The organism is Actinoplanes sp. NPDC019969, assembly GCF_055562375.1.
This window is the reverse complement of the sequence record NZ_JBVHFK010000004.1, coordinates 182,375-197,297: the sequence shown is the minus strand read 5'-3', so window position 1 is coordinate 197,297 and position 14,923 is coordinate 182,375. Positions and strand designations below refer to the sequence as shown.

Here is a 14,923-nt window from a genome sequence, read left to right as displayed (position 1 = left end):
CCCGAGGACGGGCCGGACCATCGGGTGTCACCGAAGAATCAGCTCTTCAGGTGCAGGTCGGGCAGGAACGGGAAGCCCATGGTCGGGTCGTTCTGGATCATGCCGACGTTCTTGCCGAAGACCACGGCGGTCTTCTCGTACGTCATCGGGATCGCGACGTACATGTCCATGATCTTCTTGTCGAGCGCGCCCCACTTGGCGGTGGACTGGTCGCTCGGCAGCTTGGTCAGGGCGTTGATCTCCTCGTCGAGCGCCTTGTCCTGGAGCATGCCCCAGCTCTGGCCCTCTCCGACGCTCTGGCTGCGGAACAGCACCGGGAACCAGCTGTTGCCGGTCGGCCAGTCGGAGCACCAGCCACGCGGGGTCTGACCGAAGTTGACCGGCGCGTTGTAGTCGCCGCCCTTCTTCCGCAGGTCCGCGCTCGGGATGCCGACCGGCTTGGCCTTGAAGCCGGCCGCGTTCAGCGCGGTCGCGATGGTGTTGGCGACCTGCTGCGGGACGGTCTTCTGGTTGTCGAAGTACCAGCTGATCTCGAAACCGGACTTGCCGGCGGCCTCGAGCATCTGCTTCGCCTTGGCCGGGTCACCGGCGCCCTCGCCGCTCAGACCCTCGGCGGGGGTGTACTTGGTGTAGCCCGGGACGCTCGGCGGCATGATCGTGCTGGCGCGCTCGGCGGTGTACGGGTTGTAGCCGTTGGCCTTCCAGACACCGTCGTACGGCCACGCCACGGCGAGGGCCTTACGGACCTCCAGCGGAACCTTCCGGGTGTCGATGCTCCAGGCCCGGGTGCAGGGGCTGGCGCCCTGGAGGAGCTGGCTCTCCTTGCCGGCGAGCTGCGGAACCAGGGTGGCGTCGATGTTGAAGGTGTTGATCGCGTTGGCGTCGTCGCCGTTGCTGTTCAGCACCTGCTGCTGGGTCTTGACGTCCTCCTGGCCCCACTTGAACACGACGCTGTCCAGGTACTGGTGGCGCACCGGGTCGGTGTTCGGGTCCCAGTTGGTGTTCTTCACGAGCTTGAGCTCGCTGCCCACGCTGTACGACTCGACCTGGTAGGGGCCGGTCGCCATCGGCTTGAGCTGGTACTCCTGCTTGGTGTCCTTCGCCTCGGGGATCGGCGTGAACATCGGGAAGGTCATGTAGAACGGCAGGTCCGAGAACGGCTGCTTGAGGTGGATGATCAGGGTGTCGGTGCCCTGGGTCTCCACGCCGGCGTAGGCGCCCTTGTCCGCGTACGGGCCCTTGTACTTGTCGCCGTCCTTGAAGTACGACATCTGGTACGTGGGGCCGTTCGAGTACACGTCGTGAGCGAAGGACCGCTTGATGGCGTACGCCATGTCCTCGACCTTGATCGGCGTGCCGTCGTGGTACTTGATGTTCGGCTGGAGCTTGAACGTCCAGGTCAGGCCGTCCGCGGAGGCCGTGCCCAGGTCGGTCAGGTCGGGCACGAGGACCGGCTGGCCGTTACGGATGTCGTACGTGGTCGGCGTGCGGTAGAGCAGCTTGCCGATCTCGTTCGCGTCGACGTAGTACGTGTCGGTCGGGTCGATCGTGGAGACCGTGGACAGCTGGTAGACGGTGACCGTGCCGCCCTTCTTCGCCCCGGGGATCTCCTCGGCCGGACCCTTGGCCGCCGCGTCGATGGTCTGGGTGGCGGTCTCGATCTTGCCGCCCTCCGCCTTCGACTTGTCGGAGTTGCTCGACGGGCTGCCACAGCCCGCGATACCCAAGGTCACGGCAGCAGCGGCTGCCATGACGAATCTGGCTCGTCTCGCCATTTCTCCTCTTCTCAACTTGTACTGCAGGGTCCTCACCGCCGGGTGCGCGGATCGAACGCGTCACGGATGGCGTCGCCGAGCAGGCTCAGCGAGATCACCAGGATCGTGATACCGAGGACGGGGATCCACAGGTACAGCGGGTCCTCTCGGTAGTAGCTCGTAGCGGCGGAGATCGTCAGACCCCACGACGGCGTCGGCTCGCTCAGGCCGACACCCAGGACGGTCAGACCGGCCTCGGTCACGATGTACGTCGGGAGCGCCAGCGAGGACGCGACCACGATCGGCGCGACCAGGTTCGGCAGCAGCTCCTTGAAGAGGATCTTGTGAGTCGGCACGCCGAGCACCTTGGCGGCCTGGATGAACTCGCGTTCCCGCAGCGAGAGCACCTCACCGCGGATCAGGCGGGCGAGGTTGGCCCAGCCGACGAAGGACAGCACGAAGATGAGCGAGTAGAACCTGACGTCGGAGGTCTGCTCGGCCGAGACACCCTCCTGGGCGCCGTAGATGACCGAGACGGCGACGGCCGGAACCGCGATCGCGAAGAGCAGGCTCGGCAGGCTCAGGGTGAAGTCGATGACCCAGGAGAACACTCGGTCGACCCAGCCCCGGGCGAAGCCGGCGATCAGGCCGATCACGACGCCGAGGAAGGTCGAGATGACGGTCGCGGAGGCGGCCACGATCAGCGACGGGCGGGCGCCGTAGACCCAGCGGGCGAAGTTGTCCCGGCCGAGCCGCGGCTCGACGCCGAACCAGTGCTCCGAGGTGGGGCCGATCGTCGGGAAGCCGTAGTCGTCGACCAGATCCATGTGGTAGGTCGTCGGGTCCTGGCCCTCCAGCTTGGCCAGCAGCGGCGCGAAGATCGCGATCAGGACGAAGAAGATCACGATGGAGAGACACACCATCGCCGTCTTGTCCTTGCGCAGCCGCGCCATCGCGATCTGCGTCAGCGACTTGCCCTGGGTGCCGCTGCCGGGCTTCTTCTTGGTGACCGTTCCGGGCTCGGCGGAAAGCGGCTTCCCGGTCAGCGCGGGGTCATCGATCAACGGTTCCACGCTTGTGGTTCACCTCCATGGACGACACACCTCACATGCGCCGTGCGTGAGAGGTATTCGGATGCTGCGGTTGGCAAACGTAGCCGGGAAACCGGCCGTAGGAAATGAGTTGACGTCTCGAATGAATAACTAGAGCCGGGCACGACCATATGGATTAGGTCATACCATCACCTAGGGAAGTACTTCTCGAAAATCCAGATATCTGGCTAAATCCGGACCAAAGCTCCTGGCGGTATGGCCGTTTTGTCGGATATGAAGGACCAGAGGGCAATCGTGCGGTTGCGCAGAGTCATCAAGATGACGGTCTCCGGCTGTCGCACCGCCGTTTCTTCAGCGTTTCAAGATCATGTCCTTCATTGCCGCCTGCGCCGTGGGTCCTCCGGCGTGTGCGCCGGATCACCGCAAAATTTACGGTCCGTGACCGTCTTGACCGTATATCGATGTGCTTCACGGGCACCCGGGCCGATCAGGCCCGGTGCGTGCTCTCCGGGCCCCGCTGTGTCAATTCGATAACCATTCCGGCCATCGAAACGCGCCATTGACGGCATCCGAAGGACGCGATCATCGCGGTCCGGCACGGTCACGCCACAGCGCGTCGATCAACGACACCGCGAAACCGCCATGATCACGTTCCGTAGGTGCTCGTGAACGGACGATCAGAGCCGGGGCGCGAGACCTGCGAGGATCTCCGCGCCGAGCTCCGCCGACGCACGGGGGTCCGCGTCCGGACCGCCGATCCGCGGGTCCCAGTTGGGCTCGTAGAACAGCTCGGTGGCGCCGGCCTCAGCGTACCGCTGCGCCCCCGCGCGGATCTGATCCCAGTCCCCGGACAGCGGAACGGACTCGTCGCGCCGTCCGGCATGGACGACGCCCCGCACAACAATACGTAGCGTAGCGGGATCCCGTCCGGCGCCTTCAGCCGCCTCCCGCACGATCCGCGCGCCCCGCTCGAACTCCGCCAGACTCGTCCGGCTGCTGCTCACCCATCCCGCCGCGATCCGCCCGGCCCGCCGCAGCGCCACGTCCGCGGTCCCGCCCAGCAGCACCGGCGGGCCGCCCGGCTGTGCCGGCTTCGGGGCCATCCGGCTCGGCGGCAGCTGGTAGAACCGCCCGCCGAAGGACACCTCGTCGCCGGTGAACAGTGCTCTCAGCACGGTCAGGTACTCCTCGGTACGGGCCCCGCGCGGGTTCGGATCCGATCCGGTCGCGATGAACTCCGGCTCCGACCAGCCGGTGCCCAGCCCCAGGTCGAACCGCCCGCCGGACAGCACGTCCAGTGTGCTGACCTGCTTCGCCAGGTACGCCGGTGACACGTACGGCAGGTTGATCACCGACACGCCCAGCCGGATCCGTGAGGTCACCGCCGCCGCCCAGGTCAGCGCCACCACCGGATCCAGCACGCTCCGGTACGGCGAGGCGAGATCCTGCCCGCGCCCGAGCAGCAGCCGCTGAAACCCCCACAGCCCGTGATAGCCGAGCCCCTCCGCCTGCCGCGCGATCGTGGTCAGCGTCTCGGCGCGAGCCCACGCCCCGGACACCGGCAGTCCAAAACTGATCAGCATGCCCGCAACCTAGCCCGCCCCCGGCGCACGGTCGCGACGTGTCGCCCTTCACCCTTTTCCGGGTACGGCGCCCCTCCGGCTGGCCGTGAGTGCTGTCTCGGGGGTGGTCGAGACAGCACCCACAATCAGCCGAGCAAGGTCCGCCGCTGCCAGGAAGCCCTCGGCCGAGGGTTGCGTGGTGACTTTCGGTGCGGAGGCAACGGCGGGTGGCGGACGTAGGGTCGGGGGATGGGTGCGCTTGAGGATGCCTGGGAGCTCAGCCGGGCGGAGACGGGTCTGGCGATCGTGTCGACGGTGCGGGGCGATCGCAGTGTGCAGTCGACACTGGTCAACACCGGGGTGATCGAGGGGCCCGCGGGTGGTGGGCCGGTGCTGGCGTTCGTCACGTACGGGGCGGTGAAGCTGCGGAACCTGCGGGAACGGCCGGCGGTGGCGGTGGCGTTCCGCACCGGGTGGCGGTATGCGACGGTCGAGGGCACGGCGGTGCTCGCGGGGCCGGACGATCCGCAGCCGTGGCTCGACGGGGAGCGGCTGCGGCTGCTGTTGCGGGAGATCTTCACGGCGGCGGGCGGCACCCACGACGACTGGGCGGCATATGACCGCACCATGGCCGAGCAGCGGCGGGCCGCGGTGCTGATCACGCCCACGCGGATCTATGCGAGCCGCTGAACCTCCGATGCCGTGTCGTGACCTGAGCCGGGTCCGCAACCCCGGACAACGCGGAGGTCACGAGAGAACCGGGCTGCCGGCCCCTTCGAGGAACAGCCGGCCGGCTTCGGCGGGCGGGACCGGGCGGGAGAAGTAGTACCCCTGAGCGAACCCGCACCCCATCTCCCGCAGGGCCGCGAGCTGGCCGAACTCCTCGATCCCCTCCGCCACCGTCGCCATGCCCAGGGACTTGCCGAGGCGGACGATGGTGTCGGTCAGGGCGGTGTCGTCGGCGATGACGCCGAGGCTCTCCACGAACGAGCGGTCGATCTTGAGGGTGTCCACCGGGAAGCGGCGCAGGTACGCCAGCGACGAATATCCGGTCCCGAAGTCGTCGATGGCCAGGGTGAGGCCGAGCGCCTTGAGGCGCAGCAGCTGCTCCAGATTGGCCTCGGTGTCGGTCATCAGGACGCTCTCGGTCATCTCCAGGCAGAGCCGGTCGGCCGGCATGCCAGTCTCGGCGAGCACCGCCGCGACGGTCTCGGCGAGGTCGGCCCGGTCGAACTGGCGCACCGACACGTTCACCGACATCTTCAGCGGGCGGCCCCCGGCGGCGGTGGACCATTCGACCGCCTGCCGGCAGGCCTCGTGCAGGACCCAGTGACCGAGCGGCGCGATCAGGCCGGTGGCCTCGGCGATCGGGATGAAGTCGAGGGGGTTGATCATGCCGCGGGTCGGGTGCGGCCAGCGGACCAGCGCCTCGAAGCCGACCACCTGGCTGGTCTCCAGGTCGATGGTGGGCTGGTAGTGCAGCTTCAGCTCACCGCGGTCCAGGGCGCCGCGCAGGTCGTTCTCCAGTTCGAGGCGTTCGACCAGGCCTTCGCGCATCCGCGGGCGGTAGTCGGCGAACACCCCGCCGCCGGCCGACTTGGCCTGGTGCATGGCCAGGTCGGCGTTGCGCATCAGCTGGTCGGCGCGGTCGGTCTCCTGCTCGCCGTCGGTCTCGGTGAGCAGGGCCGCCGACGCCACGCCGATGCTGGCCCGGACGTGGATGAGCCGGGTGCCGACCTGGATCGGGGCCTCCAGGTCGTCGAGGATGCGGCGCGCGATGGCTTCGGCGTCCTCCGCAAGAGCGAGGATCGCGAACTCGTCGGCGCCGAACCGGGCCACCACGTCGGTGTCCCGTACGCACGCCGTGATCCGGTCCGCGACCTGGACCAGCAGCTGGTCGCCGGCCAGGTGGCCGAGGCTGTCGTTGACCCGCTTGAAGCCGTCCAGGTCCAGGTGCAGCACCGCGAGGTCGCCGGTGCGGCGCAGCGCCGCGGCCGTCCGGTCCCGGAACAGGGCACGGTTGCCGAGCTGGGTGAGCGCGTCGTGGTACGCCTCGTGCATCAGCTGGTCCTGCAGCTCCTTGCGCTCGCTGATGTCCCGGGTGTTCAGCACGAAGCCGTTCACGCGCGGGTCGTCCACCAGGTTCGTGACGATCACCTCGGACGGCCGCTTCCGCCCGTCCCGGTGGGTGTGCACGAGTTCCAGGGTGGTGTTGGCGAACGGCCGGGCCGCGACCTGCCGGATCGCCTGGGCGAGCCGCAGCGCGACCTCGTCGTCGACCAGGTCGGTGTAGTGGCGGCCGAGGAACACCTCGGGGGAGTAGCCGAACACCCGCTGCATCGACTCGCTCTGGTAGCGGATCAGGCCGTCCGCGCCGATCACCGTGACCACGTCCGAGCTGTGCCGGATCAGCGCGTGGAACCACTGCTCGCGGGCGTGGAGCTCGGCGGTGCGGTCGGCGACCCGGCTCTCCAGGGTGCGGGTCAGCGCCCGGTTCTCCAGCTGGGTGAGCAGCTGCCGGCCGACGATCAGCAGGATCAGGAAGGAGCGGGTGTACGCCACGAACGGGTGGCTGTGCCCGGTCTGCACGTGGAACATCACGCTGGAGCCGAGCGCGGCGAGCACCGCCAGGTACGGGACCATGACCGCGGTGTTCCAGACGCCGGGCGGCAGGTCGACCGGGCCGGCCGTGGCGTCCCGGGGCCGGAGCGCGCCGATGGTGATCAGCACGTACCCGGCGAGTGAGGCCAGGTGCACCAACGGGGCGTCCTGGTGGTCGCGGATGAGTTCGAGGTAGACGTGCCCGACGTCGCCGATCGTGAACGCGACCATGCCGGCGCCGAAGAAGGCCAGGTCGGAGCCACCGCCGTTCTGGCGGCGCCGCAGCGGAAGCATGTACCCGACCATGGTGGCCAGCACGACGTCGATGAGCGGGAAGATCAGGTTGACGTAGAAGTCCGCGCCGTGCGCGCTGTTCTCCAGGTGCCGGTCCAGCACGAACACCCAGGCGACCAGCACCAGCGAGGCGGCGATCAGCAGGCCGTCGAGGATGCTGCGCAGGCGGTTCACCAGCGGCTGCGAGGCGCTCGGCAGGATCAGCAGGCCGGCCGGGATCAGCACGGTCAGGCCGAGCACGGACGGGCCGGTGAAGAACGGGCTCAGGTCGGGAACGCCGCCGGGAAGGGGCCACCGGGTGAACCAGGCGAACTGGCTCAGGCCCCAGAGCAGCAGCCCGCCGCCGAGCACCGCCCAGCCCCAGCGGGCCCGGCCGGTGAACCCGCGGGACCGCCACAGGCAGGCGCCGGCGGCGAGGACCACCCCGGCGAGCAGCGCCCAGGCGAAGATCGCCCGGCTGGTCTGCGGCCCGCCGAATCCGGCGGCCACCACTCCGGCGACGACGGCGAAAGCGGCTCCGAGCAGGGCGCTGAGGCGTGTCCAGGCCCCGGTCGCGCGCGGGCTCCGGCTGTCGACAGGCATCCGTGCCACCCCTTTCCGATTCCGCCACCTTCAGAGGTGGTCGACCGGGAGATCGGGCCGGGCAGGGTGGTCCTGAGAAGATCCTGACAATCAGTTACCGACGAGGCCGTCCTGGTAGGCGACGATCACCAGTTGCACCCGGCCCCGTACGCCGAGTTTGGCGATCGCCCGGGTGACGTGCGTTTTCGCGGTCAGTGGACTGATCACCAGCGTGGTCGCGATGTCGTCGTCGGAGAGGCCGGAGGCGACCAGCCGGACCACCTCCCGCTCACGCTCGGTCAGCACGGCGAGCCGGTCGCCGCCGGGTGTGGCGGCGGCCGGGACCGGGCGGTGCGCGAACTGGCCGACGACCCGGCGGGTGACGCTGGGCGAGAGCAGCGCGTCACCGGCGGCGACCACCCGGACCGCGGCGCGCAGCCCGTCCGGGTCGATCTCCTTGGTGAGGAAGCCGCTGGCCCCGGCGGCGAGCGCGGAGAACACGTACTCGTCGGTCTCGAAGGTGGTCAGAATGATCACCTTCGTGTCCAGGAAACCCAGGATCTCCCTGGTCGCGGTGATCCCGTCCATGCCGGGCATGCGGATGTCCATCAGGATCACATCGGGCCTGAGGGTACGGGCGGCGCGGACCGCCTCGTCACCGGTGGACGCCTCGCCGACGACGGTGAGGTCCCGGCCGCGCCGCAGCAGACTGCGGAACCCGGCGCGGACCAGGTGCTGGTCGTCGGCGAGGAGCACCGAGATGGTCATGCCGCCTCCGTCAGGGGGATGGTGGCCCGTACCGTGAACCCGCTCGTGCCGGGACCGGCGGTGAGCGCGCCGCCGAGCGCGGCCACCCGCTCCCGCATCCCGGAGATGCCGTGCCCTTCGATGATGTCCGCCGGGCCGGAGCCGTCGTCCCGCACGTCGACGAGCACATCGGCCGGCGCGTACCGCACGGTGACCGTGGCCCGGGTGGCGCCCGCGTGCCGGACCGTGTTGGTCAAGGACTCCTGCACCACCCGGTAGACCGCGGTGGCCACCGGCGCGGGCAGGTCGACCGGGTCGCCGACCTCGTTCAGGGATACCGCGAGACCGGCCGCACGCAGCTGGCCGAGCAGCCGGTCGAGGCTCTCCATCGCCGGCAGCTCACCCTCGCGCAGCACCCCGACCAGCGCTTTCAGGTCGGTCATGGCCCGGCCGCGAACCTCCTGGGCCAGTTTCAGCGACGCCTTCGCCTCGTCCGGCTCGGTGTCGAAGGCGTCGATCGCCACGTTCAGGTGCACGCCGACGACGGCGAGCGTGTGCGAGACGACGTCGTGCAGGTCCCGGGCGATCTCCACCCGCTCCTCGGCCCGCCGGCGGCCGGCTTCGAGCCGCCGCTGCTGCTCGTCGGCGGCGATCCGGTGGGCGACCTCGGCACGCCAGCGGAGCGTGTTGCGGTACGCCGTGGCGGCGGCCAGCACCGCGCCCACCCACAGCGCCTCCCCGCCGAGGTGCGCGAACACCCAGTCGGCCGGGTGCGGATCGGCGAACGTGTCCCAGTTGAGGCCGTACAGCAGGGTGAACGCGGCCGCGACGATCGCGGTCCGCAGCCGCCCGGCCAGCACCAGCGCGACCAGGGCGGCGGAGGCCGGCCAGACCCAGCCGGTCGCGATCAGCCCGGCGATGCGCCAGGCCGCGACGGTGGCGAAGGTGAGCAGGAAGACGGTCAGCGGCCGGCGCCGGGCGGCCAGGACCAGGGCGGCCAGCCAGACGGCGAGGCAGCCGGTGAGCACGGGCTGGGTGTTGCCGCCGGTGATCGCGAGGCCGGTCGGCACCCAGGCGAGGGTGAGCGCGGCGGCGGCGCGGGTCAGGTTCTTCGTCATGCCGGGGACGCTAGGGTCGCCGGGCGGTCCGGCGCGTCGTCCCGCCGCTGTCACCCGCATCGACGCCTCCCGACTACGGGCCTACACCATTCGATGTACGACCCTAGCCCTTCCCGCCGTCCGCCTCCCGCCGCGCGCGGGCCCGCCGCTTGCCCTCGTGCATGGCCTGGACCCGGGCCACCGGGATGGTGTGGCCCTCGGCGACCAGGCCGGCGTCGAGCTTCTGCGGCGCGGGCATGTCCTCCGCCCACGGGTCCCGGTCGCCGAGCAGGCCGGGCGCGGTGTGCACGGTGAAGTCGGCGGGGGTGACGTCGTCCAGGCCGGACCAGGCGACCGGGAACGACACCGGCACCCCGGGCCGGGCCCGCGGGCTGTACGCGGCGACCACCGTCGCCCCGCCGGCCCGGGTCGCGTCCAGGAACACCTTGCCGTGCCGGTCGTCGCGGATGAACGCGGTGGTGGCCAGCTCCGGGTCGAGGCGTTCGGCGCGGGCGGCGACGGCACGCTGGGCGGCGGCCACGTCCTCGGGCGCGGGGTCGCCGGCGAGCGGCACGAAGACGTGCACCCCCTTGGCGCCGCTGGTCTTGACCGCCCCGGACATCCCGGCGTCGGCGAGGGCCTGCCGCACCAGCCGGGCCCCGGCCACGGCCAGGGCGAACCCGCCGTCCTCGGGCGGGTCCAGATCCATGATCAGGTGGGTGGGGTGCGGGGACCCGGCGGTGGTCAGCGCCGGGTGGTACTCCACGGCCCGCTGGTTGCCCAGCCAGAACAGGGTGCGCCGGTCGTCGGCCAGCGGGTAGGTCACCTCGCGGTGCGAGGAGTCCGCCCAGAGCGTCGCCCGGGGCACCCAGTCCGGCGTGTACTTCGGCAGGTTCTTCTGCATGAACCGGTCCTGGCCGCGGAGCACCCGGATGACCGAGAGCGGCCGGCCCCGCAGCACCGGCAGGAGACGGCCGCTCATCGCGTCGAGGTAGTCGACCAGGTCGCGCTTGGTCGCGCCGGCCCCGGGGAAGAGCTCCTGATCCAGATTGGTCAGCGGTACGCCGTCACGTTCCTCACCCATGCACCCATCTTGCCGGTTCCGTTCCGATCCGGCTGGTCGTCAGGGCTGTCTCAACGCCGCTGAGACAGCCCTCAGAACCAGCCGGAGTCTCACTGCCGGCGGGTGAACTGTTTCGCGGCGGCGGCCAGGGCGCTCTGCAGCACAGACGCGTCACCGGAGGTGGAGAAGGCGCCGAGCGCGGCGTTGGCGGCGTTCTGCCAGGGCTGTGAGCAGGCCGATCCGTGGGCGCAGGACGGCACCGGCAGTCCCGACCGCCAGTCCGCGGCCGCCGCGATCTGATAGTCGGTGAACCCGTGGGTCGGCGCGTCGGTCCGGGCCGGGATCGAACCCTTCCGTACGTTGAACGCCTGCTGCCCCTCCGGCGAGGCGACCGTCCGCAGCCAGCATCTCGCGCCGTCCGGGTTGGCGGCGCCGGTGGTCAGCGTGAACGAGTCGGCCAGCCACTGGAAGGCCGTCCCGTTGCCGGGGAAGACGAACGTGTCGTACCCGGAGAAGCTGTTCGCCGCCAGCTCGGCCGCCGCCCAGTCACCCATCAGCTGGTAACCGGCCTTGCCGTCGATGAGCAGCCGCTGCGCTTCCGGCCAGTCCAGGGAGTCCCGGTCCGGGTTGCTGTACGCCAGGAGGGCGCCGTAGATCGTGATCGCCCTCGTGACGGCCGGGCCGGTCCACGGGGTCGCGCCGGTGAACAGCCCGGTGAACCGCTGCGGCCCGAGTTCGCTGAGCAGCACCGCCTCCAGCAGCATGAGCTGGGTCCAGTCCCGGCCGAGGGCCAGCGGCGACTCGACGCCGGCCGTGCGCAGCCTCGCCAGGTCGCCGGCGAACTCGGCGAGGCTCTTCGGCGGCGCCAGGATGCCGGCGTCGGAGAGGACCTGGTCGTTGGCCCAGACGACGTTGGCCCGGTGCACCCCGGCCGGCACCGAGTAGATCCTGCCGTTCACGGTCAGGCTCTCGACCAGGCCGCCCGGCAGCGCGTCCCGCAGGCCCCACGCGCCGAACTCGGCGGTCAGGTCGGCGACCTGACCGGAGTCGATCCGGCTGAGCAGTTCCGCCCCGGCGTGCACCTGGAACGTGTCCGGCGGGTCGTTCTGCTGCAGGCGGGCGTCGAGCACGTGCTTGGCGTTGATCCCGGCGCCGCCGGCGACCACGCCGTTCTCGAACGTCTGCCCCGCGCAGCCGGAGGTGAACCGGCCGACGAGGGCGTCCAGCCCGGCCTTCTCGCCGCCCTCGGCCCACCAGGTGAAGACCTCGACCTTCGTGGCCCGGGACCCGTCGTCGCCGCCGGACCCGCAGGCGGACGCCACCAGGAGCGCGGCGGCGCTGACGACGGCAGTCAGGGCACGTCGGGTGCGGCGCATGTCTTCCCCAGAGTGAGTTGAGCCTTCGAGTTAATTCTTCGGGGGTACGTCGAACGGTCCATAGCTGATTGTCTATCTAGTTCGTCACCATTGAGGCATGAACGCACCGGGCGACACCATCCTTCTCGTCATTCTGGCCGCCGCCCTGATGGCCTGTTCCGGATATGCCGCGGGACGGCTGCACCAGCGCCGCGAGAGCGGGCCGGAACGCGAGGCGGCGTACCGGGAGGGTTACGACGCGGCGACCCGTGACGTGTTCAGCATGGCGGCCCGGGCGGCCGGGAAGGAGGCGCTCGCCCCGTCGTCGGGCCGGCACGCGGTCCCCGACGAGCTGGTCAAGGCGGCGACCTATCTGCTGTCGGCGGACCGGGTGGCGCGGGCCCGGGTGCCCGGCCCCGGAGCCTGAGCCTCGACCGCCTCGCGCAGGCCGCGGGCGGCGAGTCGGTCGGCCCGCTCGTTCTCCGGATGGCCGGCGTGCCCCTTCACCCAGTGCCAGGTCACCTCGTGCCTCCGGACCGCCTCGTCGAGCCGTTTCCACAGGTCCACGTTCTTCACCGGCTGCCGGGCCGCGGTCATCCAGCCGTTCTTCTTCCAGTTCTTCAGGTACTGGGTGATGCCGTTGCGCACGTACACGCTGTCGGTGTAGATCTCCACCGTCAGCGGCGCCCGGTTCAGCGCCTCCAGGGCCCGGATCGGGGCCATCAGCTCCATCCGGTTGTTCGTGGTCGGGTCGGCCTCGCCGCCGCACAGATCCTTCTCCGCGCGCCCCCAGCGCAGCACGGCGCCCCACCCGCCCGGCCCGGGGTTGGGGGCACACGACCCGTCGGTGTAGATCTGCACCACTCCCATGGACGGAGAGGTTACGGCCTCAGGGAGGAGGCGGGCCGGGCGGAGCGGGTGCACGGTGGGGTGAGGCAAGCCATCGGCGCGCACCGCCGGGCCGGGCTTTCCGGCGGCCACCGTATGGTGGCGGTGGCGGACGGATCTGCGAATGGCGGGACTCATGGGTGGTGGCGACGCGGCCGCGGTCGAGGTCAGAGACGTCGTGGTGCGCTACGGCGACACGACTGCCGTCGGCGGGGTGTCCCTGCGCCTGCCGCGCGGGCGGGTGCTCGCCCTGCTCGGGCACAACGGCGCCGGCAAGACCAGCCTGCTGCAGGTCTGTGAGGGCTTCCGGCGGCCGGACGGCGGCTCGGCCCGGGTGCTCGGGCTGGACCCGGTCGGCGACCACGACGCGCTGATGCCGCGGCTCGGCATCATGCTGCAGGCCGGCGGCGTCTACCCGTGGGCGACGGCGGGGGAGATCCTGCGGCTGTTCGCCTCGTTCGCGGCGAACCCCCTCGACACCGACATGCTGCTGGACCGGCTCGGCCTGCGGAAGTTCGAGCGGACCCGGTTCCGCCGGCTCTCCGGCGGCGAGCAGCAGCGGCTCAGCCTCGCGGTCGCCCTGGTCGGCCGGCCCGAGCTGGTCTTCCTGGACGAGCCCACCGCCGGCATGGACACCGAGGCCCGGCACACCACCTGGCAGCTGATCGAGGAGCTCCGCGCCGACGGCGTGTCGGTGCTGCTCACCACGCATCTGCTGGACGAGGCCGAACGGCTCGCCGACGACGTGGTGATCATGCGGGCCGGGCGGGTCGCGGCGACCGGCACCCCGGCCGAGCTGACCTCCGCCGCCGCGATCGAGGTGCTCGAGCTGCGCGCCGATCCGGGCCTGGACCTGACCGGGCTGGGCGCCCGCTGGACCGCCGCCGAGACCGCCCCCGGGCAGTACGCGATCTCCGGCGCCCTGGACACCGCCGGGCTGGCCGCGGTGCTGGCCTGGTTCGCCCGCGCCGGCGCCGACGTGACAGCGGTGAACACCCGCCGCCGCACCCTCGAGGACGTCTACCTGTCCCTGACCACGCAGACCCCGGTGGGAGCCGCCCAGTGAGCACCTTCGCCCCCGCGCCGGGGCGGGCCCCGATGCGCGCGATCCTCGCCAGCCAGATCCGGATGGAGCTGCTGCTGACGGCCCGCCGCGGTGAGGCAGTGGTGCTCGCGATGGGCGTGCCGCTGCTGGTGCTGCTCGGCGCCGGCCTGTTCGACGTGACGAACCTGCCCACCGATGACCGCCTGGGGTACGTCGTGCCCGGCGTCCTGGCGCTGACCGTCATGTCGACGGCGTTCACCGGCCAGGCCATCACCACGGGGTACGAGCGCAGTTACGGCGTACTCAAAAGGCTCGGCGCCTCGCCGTTGACCCGGCCCGGCCTGCTGCTTGCCAAGACCGCCGCGATCGGGGCCCAGATCGTCGTGCAGGTGCTGGTGCTGGCCCTGGTCGGGCTGGCCGTCGGCTGGCGGCCGGAGGCCGGCGCGGTGCTGCCCGCGCTCGGCGTGACGGTGCTGGCCGTCGCCGGTTACAGCGGCCTGGCGCTGCTGCTGGCCAGTGTGCTCAAACCGGAGACGACCACCGGCGCGGCCACCCTGATCTACGTGCTGATGCTGTCGGTCGGCGGGATCATGTTCGGCGCGCCCGACCTGGGCGTCGCGGGCTGGTTCCTGTTGCCGCTGGCCGCGCACGCCGAGGCGCTGCGGGCGACGCTGATGCACGGCGGCTCGGTTCCGGCCGGCATCTGGCTGGCCCTGGCCGCCTGGGCGATCGTGTGGCCGGCCCTGGCCGCCCGCAAGTTCCGCTGGGAGTAAATCTCGTGTGTGGAGTTGGGGCGCTATGCGCGCCCCAACTCCACACACCGGGCTCGTGTCCACCGATCGGTGGACAACCGGTGACAGCCGCGCGGTCGTCCCTCCGTCGCTGTGGACGGAGCAGGATCTGA

General features: G+C 70.9%; 13 protein-coding genes. 4 read left to right on the top strand and 9 right to left on the bottom strand.

Annotated elements, in window-relative coordinates; genetic code table 11:
• Positions 1 to 38: 38 nt before the first annotated feature.
• The 3 genes from ACZ3II_RS14310 to ACZ3II_RS14300 form a co-directional block, all read right to left on the bottom strand.
• A complete protein-coding gene (locus ACZ3II_RS14310; RefSeq protein WP_465518078.1) occupies positions 39 to 1,733 on the bottom strand; it encodes an ABC transporter substrate-binding protein in 1,695 nt (564 codons plus the stop codon).
• Between the two features lie 74 nt (positions 1,734 to 1,807).
• A complete protein-coding gene (locus ACZ3II_RS14305; RefSeq protein WP_465518077.1) occupies positions 1,808 to 2,827 on the bottom strand; it encodes an ABC transporter permease in 1,020 nt (339 codons plus the stop codon).
• Positions 2,828 to 3,483: 656 nt separating this feature from the next.
• Entirely contained in the window at positions 3,484 to 4,389 is a 906-nt protein-coding gene (locus ACZ3II_RS14300) for an LLM class flavin-dependent oxidoreductase (protein WP_465518076.1), read from the bottom strand.
• A 228-nt stretch (positions 4,390 to 4,617) separates the two neighbouring features.
• Here ACZ3II_RS14300 and ACZ3II_RS14295 point away from each other — a divergent pair, with 228 nt between their 5' ends.
• Positions 4,618 to 5,058 carry a TIGR03618 family F420-dependent PPOX class oxidoreductase gene (locus ACZ3II_RS14295; protein WP_465518075.1) on the top strand — a complete coding sequence of 147 codons (441 nt, stop codon included), beginning with the start codon at positions 4,618 to 4,620 and terminating at the stop codon, positions 5,056 to 5,058.
• A 57-nt stretch (positions 5,059 to 5,115) separates the two neighbouring features.
• Here ACZ3II_RS14295 and ACZ3II_RS14290 read toward each other — a convergent pair whose 3' ends face one another.
• From ACZ3II_RS14290 to ACZ3II_RS14270, 5 genes are all read right to left on the bottom strand, one after another.
• Positions 5,116 to 7,845 (bottom strand): putative bifunctional diguanylate cyclase/phosphodiesterase, encoded by a 2,730-nt coding sequence (locus ACZ3II_RS14290; protein WP_465518074.1) that lies wholly within the window; start codon positions 7,843 to 7,845, stop codon positions 5,116 to 5,118.
• 90 nt (positions 7,846 to 7,935) lie between these two features.
• Positions 7,936 to 8,592 (bottom strand): response regulator, encoded by a 657-nt coding sequence (locus ACZ3II_RS14285; protein ID WP_465518073.1) that lies wholly within the window; start codon positions 8,590 to 8,592, stop codon positions 7,936 to 7,938.
• Positions 8,589 to 9,689, bottom strand: a complete 1,101-nt coding sequence (locus tag ACZ3II_RS14280) for a sensor histidine kinase (protein ID WP_465518072.1) — start codon at positions 9,687 to 9,689, stop codon at positions 8,589 to 8,591. Before ACZ3II_RS14280 ends, ACZ3II_RS14285 begins: the two co-directional genes overlap by 4 nt.
• A gap of 103 nt (positions 9,690 to 9,792) precedes the next feature.
• The gene (locus ACZ3II_RS14275; RefSeq protein WP_465518071.1) at positions 9,793 to 10,752 is read right to left on the bottom strand and encodes a DNA polymerase domain-containing protein; all 960 of its coding nucleotides are present in this window, start codon (positions 10,750 to 10,752) and stop codon (positions 9,793 to 9,795) included.
• Between the two features lie 89 nt (positions 10,753 to 10,841).
• Entirely contained in the window at positions 10,842 to 12,107 is a 1,266-nt protein-coding gene (locus ACZ3II_RS14270) for an ABC transporter substrate-binding protein (protein ID WP_465518070.1), read from the bottom strand.
• Positions 12,108 to 12,204: 97 nt separating this feature from the next.
• On the opposite strand from ACZ3II_RS14270, the gene ACZ3II_RS14265 reads away from it, so the two are divergent.
• A complete protein-coding gene (locus ACZ3II_RS14265) occupies positions 12,205 to 12,513 on the top strand; it encodes a hypothetical protein (RefSeq protein WP_465518069.1) in 309 nt (102 codons plus the stop codon).
• Here ACZ3II_RS14265 and rnhA read toward each other — a convergent pair.
• Positions 12,456 to 12,956 carry a ribonuclease HI gene (gene rnhA, locus ACZ3II_RS14260; RefSeq protein ID WP_465518068.1) on the bottom strand — a complete coding sequence of 167 codons (501 nt, stop codon included), beginning with the start codon at positions 12,954 to 12,956 and terminating at the stop codon, positions 12,456 to 12,458. The two genes, ACZ3II_RS14265 and rnhA, sit on opposite strands and share 58 nt — an antisense overlap.
• 142 nt (positions 12,957 to 13,098) lie before the next feature.
• On the opposite strand from rnhA, the gene ACZ3II_RS14255 reads away from it, so the two are divergent.
• Positions 13,099 to 14,040 (top strand): ABC transporter ATP-binding protein, encoded by a 942-nt coding sequence (locus ACZ3II_RS14255; RefSeq protein ID WP_465518067.1) that lies wholly within the window; start codon positions 13,099 to 13,101, stop codon positions 14,038 to 14,040.
• Entirely contained in the window at positions 14,037 to 14,792 is a 756-nt protein-coding gene (locus tag ACZ3II_RS14250) for an ABC transporter permease (RefSeq protein WP_465518066.1), read from the top strand. Before ACZ3II_RS14255 ends, ACZ3II_RS14250 begins: the two co-directional genes overlap by 4 nt.
• Positions 14,793 to 14,923: the final 131 nt, after the last annotated feature.